Here is a 20,493-nt window from a genome sequence, read left to right as displayed (position 1 = left end):
CCCCGGCTCACAAGCCAGCGAGACTGCTGTCATGAACACCAACACGAAAAGCGGCTCTCTTTCCACGAGGGCCCGGGACGTCGTCGTCGCGGCGGGGCGGGGGTTCGTGCTGGCTCTGGTGAGTCTTCCGGGGGCGGTGCTGGGATTCACCCTCGCGCTCGTGTCCATCTCGCTCATCCCGGTCGGGATCGGGCTGGTCACGACCCCGTGGGTGCTGGACCGGGTGCGGGCGTTCGCGGACTGGCGGCGGGTGGTGGCGGCCGAGTGGTGCGGGGTGCTGATCCCGTCGGCGTACCGGCCGGTGCCCGAGGGCAGGCCCTGGACGCGGACGTACGCCATGCTGCGCGACCCGGCCGTGTGGCGGGACCTGCGGTGGCTCCAGGTGGACATGACGGCGGGGTACGTCACCGCGCTGCTGCCGGCGGTGCTGCTCTTCTACCCGCTGGAGGGGATCGCGGTCGCGGCCGGGCTGTGGCGGCCCCTGTCCCACTGGGGCGGGTACTGGTACGGGTTCGTCCATGTCACCGACCAGTCCTCCGCGTTCGGCGCCGGCGCGCTGGCCCTGGCGCTGCTCGCCCTCACTCCCCTCGCGCCGCGGCTGGTGACCGCCCACTTCAGGCTCACCCGTTCCGTACTGGGCGCCAGTCAGCGTGAACTGGCCGAGCGGGTGCGGGTGCTGACCGAGACGCGCAGGGACGCCGTGGACTCCTCGGCGGCCGAACTGCGGCGCATCGAACGGGACCTGCACGACGGGGCGCAGGCGCGGCTGGTGGCGATGGGGATGGACCTGGGCACGATCGAGACGCTCCTGGACAAGGACCCGGCGAAGGCCAAGCAGTTGCTCGCGCAGGCCCGGCAGTCCTCGGTGGACGCGCTGGCCGAGCTCAGGGAGCTGGTGCGCGGCATCCATCCGCCGGTGCTCGCCGAACGCGGACTGGGCGACGCCGTACGGGCGTTGGCGCTGCGGCTGCCCGTCCCCACCGAGGTGAACGTCGAGTTGGGCGGGCGGGCCGAGGCGCCGGTGGAGGCGGCCGCCTACTTCGCGGTCAGCGAGGTCCTCACCAACGCGGTCAAGCACTCCGGCGCGGACCGGATCTGGGTCGACCTGCACCACGAGGACGAGCGGCTGCGGGTGACCGTCACGGACAACGGCAAGGGCGGTGCGGTGATCGGGGCCGGTTCGGGGCTGGCCGGGGTGGAGCGGCGGCTGGGTACATTCGACGGCGTCCTCGCCGTCAGCTCTCCCGCCGGCGGTCCCACCATGGTCACCATGGAGATCCCTTGCGCGTTGTCCTAGCCGAAGACCTCTTCCTGCTGCGGGACGGACTGGTCCGTCTGCTGGAGGCCCACGACTTCGAGATCGCCGCCGCCGTCGAGTCCGGCCCCGAGCTCACCCGCGCGCTGGCCGAGCTGGAGCCGGACGTCGCCGTGGTCGACGTACGGCTGCCGCCGACCCACACCGACGAGGGGCTGCAGTGCGCGCTCCAGGCACGCCGGAACAGACCCGGGCTGCCGGTGCTGGTGCTCTCGCAGCACGTGGAGCAGCTGTACGCGCGTGAACTGCTGGCGGACGGCAGCGGCGGGGTGGGGTACCTCCTCAAGGACCGGGTGTTCGACGCGGAGCAGTTCGTGGACGCCGTACGCAGGGTGGCGGGGGGCGGTACCGCGATGGATCCGCAGGTGATCCAGCAGCTGCTGTCCCGGCGGGCCGCCGACGACCGGCCGCTGGCCCGGCTGACCCCGCGTGAGCTGGAGGTGCTGGAGCTGATGGCGCAGGGACGGTCCAACGCGGCGATCGCCGGGCAGCTGGTGGTGACAGAACGGGCGATCGCCAAGCACACCTCCAACATCTTCGCCAAACTGGACCTGGAGGTGTCGGACGACGACAATCGTCGCGTTCTGGCCGTCCTCGCCTATCTGGACCAGGGCCGGTGAGGAACCGGCGATTTTCCGTAACTTCTGCTGCTCAGGCGGCTGTTGGGACACCAAGGACTGGTAAACCTCTGATTTGTTTGTGGGGTGGCTGAACACCCCTGAGGCGGCGCCCGTATCAATGGACGCCGCTTCACTCCTGTCGGGCGCCTCGATGCCCCGCCAAGCCCGCAAGGAAGTCAGAGGAGTTCCATGGGACGCAACAATCGAAAACGCCGCACGCCGCTGGCCACCAAGGCCATAGCCGCATCGGCGGCCCTAGCGCTCGGTGGGGGCGGGCTGATCTGGGCGAACTTCTACGCCTCGGCGCACGAGTCCAACAACGCGGGGCAGAACCAGACCAAGGCCGCCGCCGCGACGGTGGCGACCATCGCCTGCCCCGACGTCGGCCAGAAGCTGACGAGCGTGCCGGCCAAGGCACAGCAGGGCGTGGCGACCGAGCTGGCGAACCTCGACAAGCAGGTCACCGAGGCCTACGCCCGGCTCGCCTCCACGCGTCAGGCGCAGACGCAGGACGCCAGCTTCGTGCAGAACGCGATCGTCGGCCCGCTCAAGGAGAAGCGGGCGGCGACCCTCGACCGGATCCGCATCGACATCCAGCGTGTCGGCGGCCAGGTCGACGCGGCCGGGCTGCAGGCCCTCGCCGCCTGCACGACGATGACCGCCAACCAGACCACCGCCGGCCAGGGCAACAACGGCGGCCAGCAGAACAACGGTGGTCAGCAGCAGAACGGCGGCCAGAACAACGGCGGCCAGCAGCAGGGCAACGGCCAGGCCGGCAACGGTCAAGCCGGCAACGGCCAGGCCGGCAACGGCCAGGCCGGCAACGGCCAGGCCGGCAACGGTCAGGCCGGCAACGGTCAGGCCGGCGGTGCCCAGAACATCGGCGGTCAGGCCGGCAACGGTCCGGTCGCGGCCGACTTCGTGGACATCACGAAGGTCCAGCCGAACGTCGCCGCCAAGCCGCGTGCCAACGGCAACGGTTCGAAGGGCACCTTCACCACCAAGTGCGGTGTCAACGCGAACAAGAACCACAACACCGACAACGTCATCGTGGCGCCCGGCGTGACCAACGGCGCGCACCACCTGCACGACTACGTCGGCAACCAGAAGGTCAACGCGTTCGCGACGAACGACTCGCTGATCCAGGACCAGACCAGCTGCCAGAACCAGGGCGACCTGTCGGCCTACTACTGGCCGGTGGTGCGTATCCAGGACGGTACGCAGGACTTCGACCAGAACGCGGACGGCGGCGGCAAGGAGGGCAACGTCGGCAAGATCCTGACGCCGGTCCAGGCGGAGATCAAGTACGTCGGCTCGCCCACCAGCAAGGTCACCGCGATGCCGCAGTTCCTGCGCATCATCACCGGTGACGCCAAGACCACCACCAACGGTCTGGCGAACGCCAACGCGCACTGGTCCTGCACCGGTTTCGAGAACAAGGTCCAGCTGACGACGCAGTACCCGATCTGCCCGCAGGGCAGCAACGTGGTCCGCACGTTCGCCTTCCAGTCCTGCTGGGACGGCAAGAACATCGACAGCGCCAACCACCGGACGCACGTCGCGTTCGCCGACGCCAACGGCAACTGCCAGAACGGCTTCAAGGCGATCCCGCAGCTGACGATGCGCCTGGTGTACAAGATCAACCCGCCGGTCCTGCAGAACGGCCAGGTGAAGAACGCCTACGCGGTGGACGGCTTCCCGGACCAGCTGCACAAGGCGGCCACGGACCACGACGACTTCATCGCGGTCTTCAAGAACAACCTGGCGACCACCATCGCCAACTGCATCAACCAGGGCCGGCAGTGCCAGTGACCCACTGAGCGTGTGACCGACCGAAGAAGGCCGGTGGCGGGATCTCCCGCCACCGGCCTTCCGGTGTGTGCAGCAGGGATTCAGCCGCTGTGGCCGCCACCGTGCTGGCTGTGGTCGGTGCCGATCTCCTCCTCGCCGCCGAGCGTGGTCTGCAGCGCCTTGACGACCTTGTCCTCGCCGACGGCGACCCACTTGCGGCCCACCAGGTAGAAACCGCCGTAGTCCTTCGCGTCGTTGATCCACTCCCGCTGGCCGCGGTCGGTGGCGAAGGTGGCGAAGACGTACTTGCCGTCGGCGGTCTTGCAGATGGCCTGACGGACCTCGTCGGAGTCGATCTGCATGTCCGGCTTGCACTTGGCCTTGGCGGCCAGGCTCTCCAGGCTGCCGGTGGCGGTGACGGGCACCTTGGCGGCCGCGTCACTGTCTCCGGATCCGCAGCCCGTCAACGCCAGGACGGCCGCGGCACCGGCCACGGCGAGCATCGGTCGGGTCAACCTCATCTGTTCCTCCGGGTCGCTCTGCCATCTGGGCCCAAGAGCCCGTTCCCTTCCATACGGCTGTGAGGGCTGGGGTGCTCAAATCCGGTGGGAGTCAGGGTACGGGTGTGCGAAAGTACGGTTCGTGGATCAGGACTGGGAAGATCGCGTGGCCGCCGCCTGGGCCGCCTTCGACGACTACGCCGAGGAGGACGCCGGGGAGTTCCGGGCCGTGATCGACGCGCTCGCCGGCGAGTTGCCGGAGGGCAGTCCGCTGGGGCTCTTCGAGCGGGCCTGCGCCTGGGACTCGACGGGCCACTCGGACAAGGCGGTCCCGCTGTACCGGGAGGCGCTGGACGGGGGGCTGAGCGAGGTCAGCGGGTACAAGGGCAGGCGGGCCAAGATCCAGCTGGCCAGTTCGCTGCGCAACCTCGGGCGGGCCGAGGAGGGCGTCAAACTGCTGACGCCCGAACTCGACGCCCCCTCCGACGAGTTGGACGACGCGGTACGAGCCTGTCTGGCGCTGTGCCTGTCCGGCCTCGGCCGGGACCGCGAGGGCCTCTCCCTCGTGCTGGGCGCCCTCGCCCCCCATCTGCCGCGCTACCAGCGCTCGATGGCGAACTACGCGCGGCTGCTGGTCGAACCCGGGGAGTGAGTCCCCCGGGTGGCGGTGACCATCCGACGATTCGCTCGTTCTGCTGAACGTGCAGTCACAGGATGTCGCCCCGCACTCCGCACCGTCCTCCGCCGACCCGGTCGTCGACGTCGAACAGGCCGAGGCCGCGCTCGTCGAGCACTACCCCCGGCTGGTCCGGCTCGCCTACCTGGTGCTGCCTCCGAGCCTGGGCCGCAACCGGCGCGTGGTGACCGCCCACGCGCTGGTCCAGCGCGCCCTGCCCAGGGGCCGGGCCGCGGCGCCCGTGATCCCGGCCCAGTCCCAGGGCCGGGACGGCGACCCGGGCTACGCCTTCGTCCGCCTCCAGGTGCTGCGCACCGCGCTGGAGGCGGGCCTCCCGCTCAGGTTCACCGCGTGGCCGAAGCGCTCCCAGCTGCCGCCGCTGCTCCCCCAGGTGTGGGGCCTGCGCCTGTTCCCCCGCTCGGGCGGCGCCGACGAACTCGCCCTGGACCAGCGGCTGTCGACGCTGTCCGGCCCGGGCCGCGCCGCCTGTGTCCTGCGCGGCCTGGAGAAACTCCCCGACGGCGACGTCCGCGCGATCCTCACGGCGGCCGGCTGCGTGGACGTGGACGAGGCGCTGAACGAGGCCGACGAGATCCCGGCGGCACACCATCCCCACCTGGAATCCCCCGAGTTCGACCCCTGTTCGCTGCACGCCCGGCCCACCGTACTGATGCGGCGCCGGCAGCACACCCGGGCCGCGCTCGCCGCCGCCGCGGCCCTCGCGGTGTGCGGGGCGCTGCTCGCCCTGCCCGGCGGCGGCTGGGGTCCCGACGGCGCGGCCGCTCCCGCCTACGCGCAAAACCCGGCCGCCGAGGCCGCCCTCGACCCGGCCAAGCTGCTGCGTGTGCCGCCCACCGCCTGGCAGTCCTCGACCCGCACGGACTTCTCCGTCTGGCCGGCCCGCGGCGACCTCACCGGCGACCGGCCGCTGCTGCGCCGCGCCCTCGCCGTCTGGGCCCGCCCCAGCGAGCACGTCCAGGTCTCCGCGACACCCGACACCCCCTCCGGCGGCCCCGCCGGCCCGCCGCAGCTGCTGTACGCGGGCAACGTCGACAGCGCGCGGGTGGTGATCCTGTACGACGGGCTGCGCATCGCCCGTTACGCCGAGCCGAAGGACGGCACCAAGGGCGCCGCGCTCGACTTCGCGCGGGTCGACGGGGCGGACCGGACCGAGGCGAGCGCGCTGGTGCTGGACCGGGCCGACGGCAACGTCCGCTATCTGACGGCGCCCTGGGTGACCCGGGCCGCCGAGCGGGACCTGCTCAAGCCGGGCGCCGGCGCCATCGACCTCGGGATCGCCGGGGGCGTCGCCTCGCCGCTTGCCGGCGCCGCCCAGCGGACCGGTACCTGCACCTCGTGGAACGTGCTGCGGCTGACCGACGACACGGGCACGCATCTGCTGACCGACCTCGGGGAACTGGTCCCGGCCCGGCTGACCACCGGGCGGCCCGGCGCGACCCGTGACGCCTCGGGCGCGGAGGGGCTGCGGGCCTGGGCGCCGTACGCCTGCTCGCTGTCGGCGATGCGGTCGGCGGGGGTGCGCGCCGTCAACGCCTGGACGTATGCCGCCCAGGCGCTGCCCGAGGCGAGCGGTTCGGCGGACTGGGTGTGCACCCGGGCCGAGACGTGGAGCGGCGCCGGCCCGCGTGTGCTGGCCCAGTTCCGTACTCCGGGCGGGACGTACGGGGCGGTCGCGGCGAAGGCCGAGAACTCGCCGGCGTGCGGCACCAAGGATCCGCACGTCCTCGCGGGGGTGCTGTGGAAGTCCGAGGCGGGGCACTGGTATCTGCTGGCGGCGGGCAGCGAGGGCACGGCGTCGATCGGCGCGTCCGGTGGGATCACGGGCTCGGCGCAGGGGAAGTCGCTGGTCGTGCGGGCCCGCCCGGGCGCGCAGGCCGAGCTGAAGGCGACCCTGACGGACGGACGGGTGCTGAGCGGGCTCGGCTGACCGGCCAACACCCGCCAATGGCAAGGGAGTTCGGGCGCGAAGGCACCGTCGCCACCGGACCACGTCACCGCGCACGTGTGAACACCCTTGGTTCGGTCCGGTCCGTTCGGGGCCGGATCCGATCGGTAAGGTGTTCGTATGACCACCGGAGTACGCCGCAGAATGGGAGTCGAGGAGCGGCGGCAGCAGTTGATCGGCGTCGCCCTCGAACTGTTCAGCCAAAGATCTCCCGACGACGTCTCCATCGACGAGATAGCAGCCGCCGCGGGCATCTCCCGGCCGCTGGTCTACCACTACTTCCCCGGCAAACTCAGCCTGTACGAGGCCGCGTTGAGGCGTGCGGCGGACGATCTGGCGGGCCGGTTCAGGGAGCCGCACCAGGGCCCGCTGGGGGCGCGGCTGCTCCGCGCGATGCACCGGTTCTTCGACTTCGTGGACGAACACGGGCCCGGTTTCTCGGCGTTGATGCGCGGCGGCCCGGCGGTCGGCTCGTCCCACACGAACGCGCTCATCGACTCCGTACGACAGGCCGCGTATGACCAGATCCTTTCGCATCTGGGCGTGTCGGACCCGCCCGCGCGGCTGGAACTCGTCGTCCGCTCCTGGATCTCGCTCGCCGAGTCGACCGCGCTGATCTGGCTGGACGGCCGGCGCGTCCCGCGCGCCGAGCTGGAGACGCAGCTGGTGCACGACTTCGCCGCGCTGGCCGCGGTGAGCGCCGCCTACGACGACGAGATGGGCGCGCTGCTGCGCAAGATGGTCAAGGACGAGCCGGCCGACGGGCCCTTCGCGGACCTGGTCGCCCGGCTGCTCGCCCTGGCGTCCTGAGGAGGGCCCGGGTCCCGGACCGGGCCCTCAGCGCTCGAACTTGCGGTAGGACGGGTCGAGGTCGCGGACCTCGGCGGAGGCGTGCAGGGTGGCGTGTCCGTCGTCCTCGACGTGCTTCTTCAGCAGCTCCAGCACGGCCTCCGTCAGCCGCGCCTTGGTCTCGTCGGTGCGGCCGGCGAGCAGTCCGATGGTGACGTGCACGACGGCGTGCCCGAGGTCCAGGGGGTCCTCGTAGCCGAACGCGGTGACCTGGGACGCCCGGAACTGCGTCTTGCAGGCCTCGGGCTTGGCGGCGGCGATCTCCACGAGCGCGTGGTGCAGGTCCAGCGCGAAGCCCTCCCGGTCGAAGGAGATCGATCCCGAGTGGTCGACGGTGATCTGCGGCATGAGCACTCCTGTTCTGCGACGGCTACTGGTAACCCTAGTTCCTCAGCTGGAGCGCCAGCATGGCGATGTCGTCCTCGCGGTCGTGGCCGAAGGAGGCGAGGAGGGTGTCGCACAGGGCGTCCAGGCCGGGGAGGGCGCCCACGGCGGCCGCGCGCAGGTGTTCCATGGAGTCGGTGAGGTCGGTGCCGCGGGTCTCGATCAGACCGTCGGTGATCATCAGGAGCCGGTCGGTGGGCTCCAGCAGCAGCTCGGTCGGCGGTGGATGGGGCAGGCCCACGCCGAGCAGCGGGCCGGACGCCTTGACGTACTCGGCGCTGCCGCCCGCCCCGAGGATCAGCGGCGGCACATGCCCGGCGTTGGCGATCCGGGCCCGCCCGCTGGCCGGGTCGATCAGCGCCAGGCACACGGTGGCGGTGACCTCGGCGTGGTAGCGCTGGAGCAGCCGGTCCAGCCGCCCGGCGAGCACGGCGGGGTCGCTGTCGTCGACGCAGTAGGCGCGCAGCGCGTGCCGCAGCTCGACCATGACGGTGGCCGCGTCCAGCGAGTGCCCCACGACGTCCCCGACTGCGGTGAGGACGCCCTCGTCGACCCGCAGCGCGGCGTAGAAGTCGCCGCCGATCTCGGTGTCGCTGGACGCCGGCACATAGCGGACCGCGAGGTCCACGCCCGGCAGCTCGGGCAGCCGTTGCGGCAGGAAGCTGTGCTGGAGGGTGAGCGCGACATGCCGCTCCACCTGGTACATCAGCAGCGGTTCGGCGGCCAGCGCGGTGGCCTGGGCGAGCTGGGCCAGCAGCGCCTCGCCCTCGGGGCTGACCCGGCGCAGCCCGCGGGTGGGCGTGGCCAGGCACACCGGCGCCTTGCCGTCCTGGGTGAGCACCAGCGCGAGGCGGGCGTCGTGCTGCACCCCGGGCCGGAAGAACCCGGTGGGCCACAGCGGCGCGGGCACGGTGGTGATCTGCACCCCGGCCTGTCCCCGGGTCAGCCGCCGCAGCAGGCTCGCGACGGCCCGGTGGGCGCCCTCGTCGGGCAGGGCGAGCGCGGTGCGGTCCCGGGACAGGCCCCGGTAGAGCTCGTCGTCCTGGTCGAGCACGAACACCGCGGCCGGGCAGCCGATCAGCCGCGCCGCGCCGTCGGCGGCCACCTCGGCGAGTTCCCGCAGGGAGCGGGCCGCCTGGATGGTCACGATCGTCTCCGACAGCAGCTGCAGCCGCCGTACCAGCGCCTGGTCGTCGGCGCGCAGCCGGGCCGCGCGGACCGCGGAGCGCACCACCGCCTCGATCTCCTCGGGCTCCGCGGGCACCGTCAGATACGCCTCGGCGCCCGCGTCCAGGCCCTCGCAGCGGTTGGTCGGGGCCACGGACAGGGCCGAGAAGTGCACGACCGGCAGCCCGGCCATGTGCGGCCGGTCCTTGAGCAGGCCGCACAGTTCGAAGCCGCTCATGTCGGGCAGGTGCACGTCGACGAGGGCCACGTCGGGCAGGGTGCCCTTGCGCAGCCGTACGTCGATCTCGGCCAGCGCCTCGGCGCCGCTGGCGACCGTGACGACCTCGTGGCCGGCGCGCCGCAGCACGGTGCCCATGGCATACCGGCTCGCGGCCACGTCGTCCACGACCAGCACGGTCGTGCCTGTCAGTTTGCCGTTGACGTCCATCTTCCAGCCCTTGGACAGCACCGGTGGGACAGGCCCGGTGACGGGCCTGTCCCACCAAAGGTAATGCCGATATCAGGCAGTCCGGGAGAACACCGCCACAGTGCGCCCCGGAACGACGAACGTGCCCGATTTCCGCTCGTACGACGACGCCTTGACGATAGAGTCCGCGCCCGCCGCCTGCACAGGGTGCAGCCGGTAAGAGATTCCTGTCATGGCCTGGACGCGCTGCTCCTGCCGGGTCGGCGTCGCGTTGAACACGACGACGAGATCACCGAGTTCCATGGTGATCACCCCGGGAGTCTCGTCCTTCCCGGACAGCGGGAAGGACAGCTTCGACTGCACCTGCCCGGCCGTGCCGAGCGAGAACACGCTGTCCGTCGTACGGATCCTCAGCAGGTCGCGGTAGGCGGCCGAGGCGCCCTGGATCTGCGCGCACCCCACCTTAACCGTGTCCAACAGGGGCTTGGCGTAAGGCCACTTGGACTGGTTGTCGGCCGCCGGGGGCAGTCCCCGCCCAAAGCCGTTGCCGTCGGCGCAGTTCCAGTGGATCGCGTTGAACCAGTCGCCGCTGTCGAAGGAGTTGCGGTCCAGGGACTTCGAGCGCAGCAGGTCGGAGCCCGCCTGGGACAGGGACGGCCCCTGCGAGAGGGTGGCCGTCGCCATCGCCAGGACCTGCATCCGGGCCCGGTCGGCGGCGGAGGTGCCCGCGGGCAGCTTGTACGTCAGCGCGTCGAACAGGGACTCGTTGTCGTGGGCGTCGGTGTAGGCGAGGGCGTCGCCGGGCGCGTCGGCGTATCCGGCGGGCGAGCCGTTGTAGTCGACCTCGGCGCCGTTGACCTCCTTGCCGTCGGTGTCGGTGAAGCGGTACTGCGCGAGGTTGCCGGACAGACCGACCTTGATCAGGTCCTGGTAGTGCAGCAGACGCGCCTTCTGCTCGGCCGGAGTGCCGTTGGCGGTGGAGGAGTTCGGGTCGGTGTACAGGCCGGAGGCGAAGCCCTGGACGCCGGGGTCGGAGTCGAAGGGGCCGCCACCGCGGACGGCGTCCCGGGCGCGGTCGGAGAAGGTGGCGATGCCGGTGCCGGCCATGTTCTTCTGCGTGGCCTGCACGAAGCGGGCGTCGTCGGCGACCTCGCCGAAGTTCCAGCCCTCGCCGTACAGGATGATCTTCTTGCCGTCGACGCCGTCCTTCTTGAGGGTGAGCGCGTCGAGGGCCTTCCTGACGGCCAGGATGTTGGCCTTGGGGTGGTGGCCCATGAGGTCGAAGCGGAAGCCGTCGACCTTGTACTCCTTGGCCCAGGTGACGATCGAGTCGACGACCAGCTTGCCCATCATGGCGTTCTCGGGCGCGGTGTTCGCGCAGCAGGTGCTGTTGGCGACCGAGCCGTCCGCGAGCAGCCGCTGGTAGTAGCCCGGCACGATCTGGTCGAGCACGCTGGTGCCGGCCTCACCGCTGGCGGAGGTGTGGTTGTAGACGACGTCCATGACGACCCGCAGCCCGTCCTGGTTGAGCGCCTTGACCATCTCGCGGAACTCCACCGTGCGTCCGGTGCCGTTGGGGTCGGTGGCGTACGAGCCCTCCGGGACGGTGTAGTGGTACGGGTCGTAGCCCCAGTTGTAGGCGTCCTTGGCGGCCGTCCTCGCCACGCAGGCCTGCTGCTGGTCGGAGTCGGCCGGGTAGGAGGCGAGGTCGCAGTCGGGCCTCGCCTGGTCGGCCTTCTTCTCCGGCACGGTGGCGAAGTCGAAGGCGGGCAGCAGATGGACGTACGAGGTGCCGGCCCTGGCCAGCTCCCGCAGATGCCTGGAGCCGTCGCTGTTCTTGTCGGTGAAGGCGAGGTAGGTGCCCTGGTCCTTGGCCGGTACGGTCGTGTCCGCGACGGAGAAGTCCCGGATGTGCAGCTCCTGGATCTGGGCGTCCCGCAGCGGTACGGCCCTGGGCTTGGCGAGGTGCGACCAGCCGCTCGGGGCGAGGGACCTGTCGTCCAGGTTCACGACGAGACTGCGCTCGGAGTCCGCGGTGAGGGCGACCGAGTAGGGGTCGGTGACCTTGTTGGTGACGACCTTGCGGACGCTGGGCGCCCACACCTTCACGACGTACCGGTACTCCTTGCCCTTCCAGGACGCGGGGCCGGTGACGGACCAGACTCCGGTGGAGTCGTCGCGGCGCATCGCCTTGAGGGAGCCGCCCAGCTCCAGCGACACGCTCTGCGCGGTGGGCGCCCAGACGGACAGGGTGGGGCGGCCCTGGTGGAAGGCCGGGCCCAGTTCCGCCTTGGTCGCGCCCGGGTACAGGTCGTCGAGCACGCCGGCGATCTGGACGCCCGTGGCCGTCAACACGGCGCCGTTCGCGGCCCGTTGGGAGGCGACGAGCTGCCCGTCGAGTGCCTGGCGCACCCGGCCGCGGTCGCGCGGGTCGACGGACCAGGCCGTGTAGTCCTTCAGGTACGGGAACGTGGCCTTCTGCGCGTCGGTCAGGGTCGTCTTCTCCAGCCGCAGCCAGCGCTCGTCGTCACTCGTGAGCGTGCCGTCCCGCACGGCGATCGAGCCGTCGTGGGAGTACAGCAGCTGGGTGGAGACGGCCCCGTCGGAGCCGTTGAAGGCGACGGTGTCCCGGTCGATCCAGACGGCCTTGGAGGTGGTCAGGTCGAGCGCGGCGGCCGAGCCGGCGGGCTGGGGCAGCAGGTACTTCTCCTGCCCGCCCAGCAGCCACACCTCGTGGCCGTTCGCCCTGAGGTCCAGCGATTGGTCGGCGGGCAGGTCCTTCTCGTCGCCCTTGTGGATGATGTAACTCAGGCTGGTGGCACCGTCGGCGAGCGGCACCTCGAAGACCGCGCCGTAGGCGTCGGTCCTGACCGGCTTCAGCGGGCTCGACCAGTCGGTGGGGTTCGCGGCGCCGGTCCAGACGTGCAGACCCCAGCCGTCGTAGGTGCCGTCGGCACGGTGGTAGTGGATGACCGCCTTGCTCTTGTCCTGCGCCGGGTAGTCGGGCCGGGTGGTCCGCACGGTCTCGTCGCCCTGCTCGATCCACACCTCCCCCGTCTTGGTGACGTCGATGGAGCGGTCGGCGGAGACGTCCTTGTCGCCGTTCTTGTCGATGACGAGGAACCCGACGCTCGACGCGCCCGGCTTCAGCTTGACGTAGGCGAAGGCCCCGTAGGCGTCCCGGCCGACGAAGGGGTGACTGGCGGGCCAGGTCGTGGACTCGCCGTCGGCGAGGTCGCCCCAGGCGTACAGGCCCCAGTTGTCGTAGTCGCCGTCGGTGCGCTTGTAGTGGACGATCGCGTAGTCGCGGGAGGAGGCGGTGGGGACCTGTGGGGCGGGCTGGGTGCCAGTGGTGGACGCGGCCGTGGCGGACGCCATGTGTCCGGCCGAGTCGACGACAACCGCCTTGTACCGCAAGGGCGTTCCGGCCGGGACGTCCTTGGCGACGGTCTGGGTGACCTTGTACGGGGCGTGGTCGGCGGAGCCGAGCGTCCGCCAGCTGCCGTCGCCGACCTGGGCGGCGAAGACGACCCGGTTGAGCGCGCCGCCGGTGACGTCGGCGGACAGCTCCACCGTGCCGGTGGCTCCGGCGTCGGGGGCCTTGAGGGTGAGGGTGGGCCGCACGGTCGGCTCGGCGAGCTTGCCGGCCGCCTTGAGGACGATCGCCGACCCGGCCGGGACGGTGACGGTGACCTGCCGGTCGGCGCCGGAGGTGACGTCGTCCGAAGTGCCGTAGACGCCACGGAACTTCATGCCCGCGGAGCCGGTCGCGAAGGTCGCCGACCTCGCCTCGTCCGCGTTGTTGAGGGCGACCACGTACTCCTGGCCGGTCCGGGCGTCGGTGCGCGAGAAGGCGTAGACGCCGGGGCCGTCGGCCGCGTACCGCTGGGTCTGCACTCCGTCGGCGAGGGCCGGGTTGTCCTTGCGGAGCTTGCCGAGAGCACTGATCTGTTTGTAGAGCGGCGCACTCGTGTCGTAGGAGTCGCTCGCGGCGGTGCGGTCGGTGCCGATCTCGTCGTCGTCGAGGTAGTCGGCGACCTTGGAGGCGAACATGGTCTGGCGGGCGTCCTTGTCGCCGCCGGAGCCGGTGAAACCCTGCTCGTCGCCGTAGTAGACGACCGGGTTGCCCCGGCTGAGGAACATGACCTCGTTGGCGAGTTCGTCCTTCTTGAGGATCTCGGCGTCCGTCGCCCTGGGGTTGTCCTGCTTCAGGAAGTACCCGATCCGGCCCATGTCGTGGTTGCCGAGGAAGGTGACCTGCTCGTAGGCGTTGGCCTTGTCGGTCGTGTAATTGTAGTCGTCCGCGAAGACGCCCGCGAGTTTCTGCGCGCTGCCGCCCTGGGAGGCGTAGGCGCGGGCCGCGTCCTGGAAGGGGAAGTCCAGGGTGGCGTCGAGCCGGCCCTGGGTGACGTACGGGGAGGTGACGGAGGTGTCGGCGGAGTAGGTCTCGCCGAACATGAAGAAGTTCTTACGGCCGTGCTCGGCCGCGTACTTGTCCAGCGCGGTCGCCCACCGGGTCCAGAACTCCATGTTCACGTTCTTGACGGTGTCGATCCGGAACCCGTCGATGGCGAAGTCGCGCACCCAGCGCTCGTAGATCTTCTCCATGCCGCTGACGACCTCGGGCCGTTCGGTCCACAGGTCGTCCAGACCCGAGAAGTCGCCGTAGGTCGCGGACTCCCCGGCGAAGGTCGAGTCGCCGCGGTTGTGGTACATCGTCGGGTCGTTGAGCCAGGAGGGGACCTTCGACCGGTCGGTGACCGTGGGGGTGCGCGGGAAGGAGGCGCTGGAGACGGCCGGGAACCTCTTCTTCCCGTCCGCGTAGTCGGCGTCGTCGAAGGGCCGCCCGTCCTTGGTCAGATAGGGGAAGGCGCCCTTGGAGAGGTAGTCGTAGGACTTCTCCCGGTAGTCGACGACGTCGGCGGTGTGGTTGGTGATGACGTCGAAGAAGACCTTCATGCCCTTGGCGTGCGCCTTGGAGATCAGGGTCTCGAGGTCCTTGTTGGTGCCGAAGTGCGGGTCGACCTGGGTGAAGTCGGTGATCCAGTAGCCGTGGTAGCCGGCCGAGGCGTTGCTGCCCGTGCCCTGCACCGGCCTGTTCTTGAAGATGGGGGCCATCCAGATGGCGGTGGTGCCGAGGCCCTTGATGTAGTCGAGCCGCTGGGTCAGACCCTTGAGGTCGCCGCCCTGGTAGAACCCCTTGTCCGTGGGGTCGTAGCCGGTGGACAGGCGTGAACCGGTCAGACCGCCCTTGTCGTTGCCGGTGTCGCCGTTGGCGAAACGGTCCGGCATGACGAAGTAGAACTGCTCGCGGGTGTCGTCGTGCCGGGCGGGCTCGGCGGCGAGCTTCTTGTCGGAGGGCGGCGGGGGCGGGGTGGCCGCCCGGGCGGCCAGTGGCTGGATCAGGGTGGCGGCAACGGCCACGACGGTGACGGCCGCGACCCGTCTCGCTCTCGGTATCACAGGCGGGAACTCCTCGCGATGACGGCTCTGGTGGGTCCGACCCCGCGCGACCGTATCGCTGCCGAAAGGTTTACAGCAAGAGTCTTGAAATTCATAGCAAGAATTTTCAACGGCAATCTTGACGTGCCCTTCTCAACTGCCCCACTCTCACGACTGGTTGAAACCCAAACACCCCTCATCGGAGCCGCACATGAACAGACACCACCCCCCAGGTGTCTTCCGGCGCACGGCGACTGCCGTGGCCGCCGGCACGCTGGCCCTCGCGGGCGCCGTCGCACTGCCCGCCGCCGACGCGCACGCGGACACCACCGCCAAGGGCGACGTCATCGCCAACCTCTGGGAATGGAACTGGGACTCCGTCGCCTCCGAGTGCACCAGTGTGCTGGGCCCCGCGGGCTACGGCGCGGTGCAGGTCGCACCCCCCGCGGAGTCGCTCAAGCAGTCCAGCTACTACTGGTGGGACGTCTACCAGCCCTACTCCTACGACCTCAACAGCCGCTTCGGGACGGCGGCGAAGTTCGCGTCGATGGTGAGCACCTGCCACCAGGCCGGCGTCAAGGTCTACACGGACGCGGTGATCAACCACACCGCCGCCCAGACCGGCACCGGCTACAACGGCACGACGATCACCAGCAAGTACGACACCCCGGAGTGGGACCGCGCCGACTACCACGACTCCTCGGACTGCCCCACCTCCGACCTGACCATCCAGGACTACTCGAACCTCACCCAGGTCCAGAACTGCGAACTGCTCGGCCTGCCCGACCTGCGGACCGGCTCCGACCACGTCCGCACCGGCATCGCCGACTACCTCAACTCCCAGCTGGCCCTGGGGGTCGACGGCTTCCGCGTGGACGCGGCCAAGCACATCCCCGAGGCCGACCTGGCGGCGATCGAGTCGAAGCTGACGAACACGACGTCGGGAACGGCGCCGTACGTCTTCCAGGAGGTCTACCCGGGCTCGACCCCGCAGCCGTCGGACTACTACGCCTCCGGTGACGTCCTCGACTTCACCTACGCGAGCAAGCTGAAGTCGGCCTTCCAGGGCAACGTCAGCGACCTCGCGTCGATCGAGAGCAGCGGCATCCTGCCGGCCGCCGACTCGGTGTCCTTCGTGACCAACCACGACACCGAGCGCAACGGCCTGCACCTGTCGTACAAGGACGGCGACACCTACAAGCTCGCCAACCTCTTCCAGCTGGCCTACAAGTGGTCGACGCCGACCGTGTACGCCAGTTGGGAGTGGACCCAGAGCGACCAGGCCCCGCCGAACTCCGCGGGCTTCGTGACGAACACGGACTGCGCGAGCGGCTCCTGGTACTGCCTGGACCGGGACACCGCGGTCGTCGGGATGGTGGCCTGGCACAACGCGGTCGACAAGGCGGCCGTATCCGACTGGCAGACCAAGTCCTCCAGCGTGATCGGCTTCGGCCGCTCGGGCGCGGGCTTCTTCGCCCTCAACAACGGCTCATCGTCCGCCACTTACACCTTCACCACCGGCATGGCCGACGGCACGTACGCCAACGTGGTCGACGGCGGCGCGACCAAGGTGACGGTGTCCGGCGGCAGCGCCTCGATCACCATCCCCGCCAAGAGCGCGGTCGCCTTCTACAACTCCTCCTACACCTGCACGGTCGGCTGCGACGACACCGGCGGCTCCTCCGGCTCCACGGTCGAGGCCACCTTCAACGAGTACGCGCCCACGACGTCCGGCACGAGCGTCTACGTCGTCGGCTCCATCCCGGCGCTCGGCGGCTGGGACACCTCCAAGGCGATCCCGCTGTCCTCCGCCGGCTACCCGGTCTGGTCGGGCGAGGTGAGCGTGCCGATCAACACGTCCTTCACCTTCAAGTACCTGAAGAAGGACAGCTCGGGGAACGTCACCTGGGAGTCGAACGCCAACAGGTCGGCCACGACCGCCGCTTCGGCGGTCTCCCTGAACAACTCCTGGAACGTGGCGGACACGGACGCCACCGACGTCACCTTCCACGAGACGGCGACGACCGACTGGGGCACCAACGTCTACGTCGTCGGGTCCCTCGCCTCCCTCGGCTCCTGGAACACGAGCGACGCGATCCCGCTGTCGTCGGAGTCGTACCCGACGTGGAGCAAGCTGGTCATCGTCCCCAAGAGCACGGCCTTCACCTACAAGTACATCAAGAAGGACGGCTCCGGGAACGTGACCTGGGAGTCCGGCACCAACCGCTCGTTCACGACGGGCAGTTCGTCGGGGTACTCCACGAGCGACATCTGGAAGTAGCCGGCACGGGGGTGCGGCCACGCCATCCGTGGCAGCACCCCCGTGACCTCACCAGAGCGCCAGCTCATCGCGCTCGGCCGCACCTGCTGGGTCGCGCCGGAGTCGAGCGGGGCTCGCCGGCCTGGTCAGAGCCGCGACCCCGCTCTGACCGGCTCAGGTCATTCCGCCGTGAACCACGCCGTGGTGTCCGCCGGCACCTTCGTCTCACCGTCCGCCTCGGTCACCTCACCACTGGCGAGCAGGACACGGCCGTACGCCGGAGTGGTCACCGACTCACCGCCGGTGTTGGCGACGCACACGAACTCCCCGCGCCGGAAGGCGAGTACGCCCTCGGGGGCGCGCAGCCACTCCACCGCGTCACCGGCGCCGAGGTCGGGGTGGTCCCGGCGGGCGGCGAAGGCGGCGCGGTACAGCTCCAGCGTCGAACCCGGCGTCCCCGTCTGCGCCTCCACGCTCAGCTCGCCCCAGCCGGCCGGCTGGGGCAGCCAGCTCCCGCCGCCGCCGAAGCCGTACGACGATCCCGTGCGCGTCCACGGGATCGGCACCCGGCAGCCGTCACGGAAGCCGTCCTGGCCGGCGCCCCGGAAGTACGCCGGGTCCTGGCGCACCTCGTCGGGGAGGTCGACGACGTCCGGCAGGCCGAGTTCCTCGCCCTGGTAGACGTAGGCCGAGCCGGGCAGCGCGAGCATGAGCAGCGTGGCCGCCCGGGCCCTGCGCAGCCCGAGTTCGCGGTCGCCGGCCAGCCGGATCTGGGTGCCGAGGCCGGGCGGGTTGGCGAAGCGGGTGGCGTGCCGGGTGACGTCGTGGTTGGACAGGACCCACGTGGCGGGGGCGCCGACAGGACGCATCGCCTCGAGCGTGCGGTCGATGACCTCGCGCAGTTCCCTCGCGTCCCAGGCCGTCGCGAGGTACTGGAAGTTGAAGGCCTGGTGCAGTTCGTCGGAGCGGACGTAGTTGGCGGTGCGCTCGACGGTCGGGGTCCAGGCCTCGGCGACGAAGATCCGCCCGCCCGTCTCCCGCCACCGCCCTTCTGCGGAAGGCCCTTCGGGTCCCTTCTTGTTTCCGCTGTACTCGTCGAGGATCAGCCGCCACTGCCGGTAGATCTCGTGCACACCGTCCTGGTCGAAGAACGGCATGACATCGTTGCCCAGCAGCTTGAGCTGGTCGTGGGAACCAAGGTCAGGCAGGCCGTCGGCCTTCACCAGACCGTGCGCCACGTCGACGCGGAAGCCGTCGACGCCCATGTCCAGCCAGAAGCGCAGGATGGAGCGGAACTCGTCGCCGACGGCGGGGTGTTCCCAGTTGAAGTCGGGCTGCTCGGGGGCGAAGAGGTGCAGGTACCACTCGCCGGGGGTGCCGTCCGGCTCGGTCACCCGCGTCCAGGCCGGGCCGCCGAAGATCGACTCCCAGTCGTTGGGCGGGAGTTCGCCGTTCGCGCCCTTGCCGGGGCGGAAGTGGTAGCGGTCGCGCAGGGGCGAGCCCGGGCCTTCCCTGAGCGCCCGCTTGAACCACTCGTGCTGGTCGGAGGAGTGGTTGGGCACCAGGTCGACGATGATCCGCAGACCCAGCTCCCGCGCGTCACGGATCAGCGCGTCCGCGTCGAGCAGGTTGCCGAACATCGGGTCGACGGCCCGGTAGTCGGCGACGTCGTAGCCGGCGTCGGCCTGCGGGGAGGCGTAGAAGGGGCTGAGCCACACGGCGTCGACGCCCAGATCGCGCAGGTACGGCAGTCGGGAACGTACGCCTTCCAGATCCCCCATGCCGTCACCGTTGCTGTCGGCGAAGCTGCGCGGATAGACCTGGTAGATCACCGCGTCCCGCCACCAGTCGCTGCGCTGGGCTTTGGCGGGGGTCGGTGCCGGGGCGAGGGCGGTGTGCTGCTGGCTCATGGCGTCCTTGGTGCGGTGGGGGTCCCCCCGCTCGAGCGAATTCGAGAGTGGGGGAGGGGTCATGGGGTCAGGTGTGCGTACAACGGTGATGACGAGACGGCCGCGGTGACAGCGGGGTCGGATGGCCTCCGCGGCCGTCTCGGGTATGGGGGGATATGGTCATAGAGGCGCGGGCCTTTATCGATATGCGGCTTCCGCCGCGCGGGCGCGACCAGCCACGACGGCGCCGCAGACAACCGACGCGCTCACGGCTCAACCGGCGGTCAGCCCTTCGTGCCGCCGGCCGTGAGGCCGGTCACCAGGTTCTTCTGGACGAGGTAGAAGAACGCGGACACCGGTATCGCGATCAGCACCGCCGTCGCGGCCATCAGGTTGCGCTGGGCGTCGTGCTCGCTGACGAACGTCTGCAGACCGACCGCGAACGTGTACTTCGTGTCGGACAGCATGAACGTCGACGCGAACGCGACCTCACCGAAGGCGGTGAGGAAGCTGTAGAACGCCGCGACCGCCAGGCCCGGCTTGGCGAGCGGCAGGATCAGTCGCGCGAACGTGCCGAAGGGGGTCAGCCCGTCGACGCGTCCGGCCTCGTCGATCTCGAACGGGATGGTGTCGAAGTAGCCCTTGAGCAGCCAGGCGCAGTACGGCACCGCGGTCGAGCAGTAGACCAGGATCAGTCCAAGGTAGCTGTCGATGAGCTCCAGGTCCGAGAGGATCTGGTACATCGGCACCATGAGAACCGCCACAGGGAACATCTGGGTGAGCAGAAGCACCCACATGAACTTCCGGTAGCCCGGAAAGCGCATCCGGGAGACCGCGTACCCGGTGGTGGCCGCGATCAGCACGCCGATGACCGTCGTACCCAGCGAGACGATCAGCGAGCTCTTCAGCCAGTCGAAGAACTCGGTGTGCCGCAGCACGAACGAGTAGTTGGTGAAGGTCATCTTCTTCCAGATACCGCCCGGATGGAGGTAGTCGTCCTTGTCCGGGCCGAGCGAGAGGAAGATCAGCCAGACGATCGGGAAGAGCGCGATCAGACTCGCGACGATCAGGATGCTGTGCGAGACGAGCTTCCCGGCCATGCTCTGCTCGCCGCGGCGCCGGAAGCGCCGGCCGGTCGGCGCGGGTCGGGCCTCGCGCACCTCGGCGGAGGTCTCAACGGTGGTCGTACTCATGGGGAGCTCCTGCC

Annotated in this window: 13 protein-coding genes; 7 read left to right on the top strand and 6 right to left on the bottom strand. The window is 70.2% G+C overall.

Annotation, left to right across the window (positions count from 1 at the left end; all coding sequences use genetic code 11):
- The first annotated feature begins 31 nt into the window (after positions 1-31).
- The 3 genes from MKW14_RS36210 (at position 32) to MKW14_RS36200 (ending at position 3,747) form a co-directional block, all read left to right on the top strand.
- Positions 32-1,297, top strand: a complete 1,266-nt coding sequence (locus tag MKW14_RS36210; protein ID WP_240870354.1) for a sensor histidine kinase — start codon at positions 32-34, stop codon at positions 1,295-1,297.
- The gene (locus tag MKW14_RS36205; protein WP_240870353.1) at positions 1,282-1,935 is read left to right on the top strand and encodes a LuxR C-terminal-related transcriptional regulator; all 654 of its coding nucleotides are present in this window, start codon (positions 1,282-1,284) and stop codon (positions 1,933-1,935) included. Before MKW14_RS36210 ends, MKW14_RS36205 begins: the two co-directional genes overlap by 16 nt.
- 189 nt (positions 1,936-2,124) lie before the next feature.
- Positions 2,125-3,747 (top strand): DUF1996 domain-containing protein, encoded by a 1,623-nt coding sequence (locus MKW14_RS36200; RefSeq protein ID WP_240870352.1) that lies wholly within the window; start codon positions 2,125-2,127, stop codon positions 3,745-3,747.
- A gap of 80 nt (positions 3,748-3,827) precedes the next feature.
- Here the strand turns inward: MKW14_RS36200 and MKW14_RS36195 are convergent, their stop codons facing one another.
- Positions 3,828-4,247 carry a hypothetical protein gene (locus MKW14_RS36195; RefSeq protein ID WP_240870351.1) on the bottom strand — a complete coding sequence of 140 codons (420 nt, stop codon included), beginning with the start codon at positions 4,245-4,247 and terminating at the stop codon, positions 3,828-3,830.
- Positions 4,248-4,368: 121 nt separating this feature from the next.
- On the opposite strand from MKW14_RS36195, the gene MKW14_RS36190 reads away from it, so the two are divergent.
- The 3 genes from MKW14_RS36190 (at position 4,369) to MKW14_RS36180 (ending at position 7,678) form a co-directional block, all read left to right on the top strand.
- Positions 4,369-4,878 (top strand): tetratricopeptide repeat protein, encoded by a 510-nt coding sequence (locus tag MKW14_RS36190; protein ID WP_240870350.1) that lies wholly within the window; start codon positions 4,369-4,371, stop codon positions 4,876-4,878.
- A gap of 49 nt (positions 4,879-4,927) precedes the next feature.
- Positions 4,928-6,850 (top strand): hypothetical protein, encoded by a 1,923-nt coding sequence (locus MKW14_RS36185; protein WP_240870349.1) that lies wholly within the window; start codon positions 4,928-4,930, stop codon positions 6,848-6,850.
- 138 nt (positions 6,851-6,988) lie between these two features.
- Positions 6,989-7,678: a TetR/AcrR family transcriptional regulator gene (locus MKW14_RS36180; RefSeq protein WP_240870347.1), complete on the top strand. Its 690-nt coding sequence runs from the start codon at positions 6,989-6,991 to the stop codon at positions 7,676-7,678.
- 27 nt (positions 7,679-7,705) lie between these two features.
- On the opposite strand, the gene MKW14_RS36175 is transcribed toward MKW14_RS36180, so the two are convergent.
- The 3 genes from MKW14_RS36175 to pulA form a co-directional block, all read right to left on the bottom strand.
- The gene (locus MKW14_RS36175) at positions 7,706-8,065 is read right to left on the bottom strand and encodes a 5-carboxymethyl-2-hydroxymuconate Delta-isomerase (protein WP_240870345.1); all 360 of its coding nucleotides are present in this window, start codon (positions 8,063-8,065) and stop codon (positions 7,706-7,708) included.
- A gap of 34 nt (positions 8,066-8,099) precedes the next feature.
- Entirely contained in the window at positions 8,100-9,716 is a 1,617-nt protein-coding gene (locus MKW14_RS36170) for a SpoIIE family protein phosphatase (protein WP_240870402.1), read from the bottom strand.
- A 72-nt stretch (positions 9,717-9,788) separates the two neighbouring features.
- Positions 9,789-15,158, bottom strand: coding sequence for a pullulanase-type alpha-1,6-glucosidase (gene pulA / locus MKW14_RS36165; protein ID WP_240870343.1), 5,370 nt, complete (start codon positions 15,156-15,158; stop codon positions 9,789-9,791).
- 190 nt (positions 15,159-15,348) lie between these two features.
- On the opposite strand from pulA, the gene MKW14_RS36160 reads away from it, so the two are divergent.
- Complete coding sequence (locus MKW14_RS36160) at positions 15,349-17,418, top strand: carbohydrate-binding module family 20 domain-containing protein (protein WP_240870342.1); 2,070 nt, start codon at positions 15,349-15,351, stop codon at positions 17,416-17,418.
- 158 nt (positions 17,419-17,576) lie between these two features.
- Here MKW14_RS36160 and MKW14_RS36155 read toward each other — a convergent pair whose 3' ends face one another.
- Both MKW14_RS36155 and MKW14_RS36150 read right to left on the bottom strand, forming a co-directional pair.
- On the bottom strand, positions 17,577-19,307 hold the full coding sequence (locus tag MKW14_RS36155; RefSeq protein ID WP_240870341.1) for a glycoside hydrolase family 13 protein: 1,731 nt from the start codon (positions 19,305-19,307) through the stop codon (positions 17,577-17,579).
- A 263-nt stretch (positions 19,308-19,570) separates the two neighbouring features.
- The gene (locus tag MKW14_RS36150; RefSeq protein WP_240870340.1) at positions 19,571-20,479 is read right to left on the bottom strand and encodes a sugar ABC transporter permease; all 909 of its coding nucleotides are present in this window, start codon (positions 20,477-20,479) and stop codon (positions 19,571-19,573) included.
- Positions 20,480-20,493 lie beyond the last annotated feature (14 nt).

It is taken from the genome of Streptomyces gilvus (assembly GCF_022513565.1).
Classification (GTDB): Bacteria; Actinomycetota; Actinomycetes; order Streptomycetales; family Streptomycetaceae; genus Streptomyces; species Streptomyces gilvus.
This window is presented reverse-complemented; position numbering and strand designations above follow the sequence as displayed.

What these genes read in the sequence shown, in the direction of transcription:
- MKW14_RS36150 (WP_240870340.1), bottom strand. Translation starts at nt 20,479, where the DNA reads ATGAGTACGACCACCGTTGAGACCTCCGCCGAGGTGCGCGAGGCCCGA.
- MKW14_RS36170 (WP_240870402.1), bottom strand. Translation starts at nt 9,716, where the DNA reads ATGGACGTCAACGGCAAACTGACAGGCACGACCGTGCTGGTCGTGGAC.
- MKW14_RS36180 (WP_240870347.1), top strand. Translation starts at nt 6,989, where the DNA reads ATGACCACCGGAGTACGCCGCAGAATGGGAGTCGAGGAGCGGCGGCAG.
- MKW14_RS36210 (WP_240870354.1), top strand. Translation starts at nt 32, where the DNA reads ATGAACACCAACACGAAAAGCGGCTCTCTTTCCACGAGGGCCCGGGAC.
- MKW14_RS36175 (WP_240870345.1), bottom strand. Translation starts at nt 8,065, where the DNA reads ATGCCGCAGATCACCGTCGACCACTCGGGATCGATCTCCTTCGACCGG.
- MKW14_RS36160 (WP_240870342.1), top strand. Translation starts at nt 15,349, where the DNA reads ATGAACAGACACCACCCCCCAGGTGTCTTCCGGCGCACGGCGACTGCC.
- MKW14_RS36195 (WP_240870351.1), bottom strand. Translation starts at nt 4,247, where the DNA reads ATGAGGTTGACCCGACCGATGCTCGCCGTGGCCGGTGCCGCGGCCGTC.
- MKW14_RS36200 (WP_240870352.1), top strand. Translation starts at nt 2,125, where the DNA reads ATGGGACGCAACAATCGAAAACGCCGCACGCCGCTGGCCACCAAGGCC.
- MKW14_RS36155 (WP_240870341.1), bottom strand. Translation starts at nt 19,307, where the DNA reads ATGAGCCAGCAGCACACCGCCCTCGCCCCGGCACCGACCCCCGCCAAA.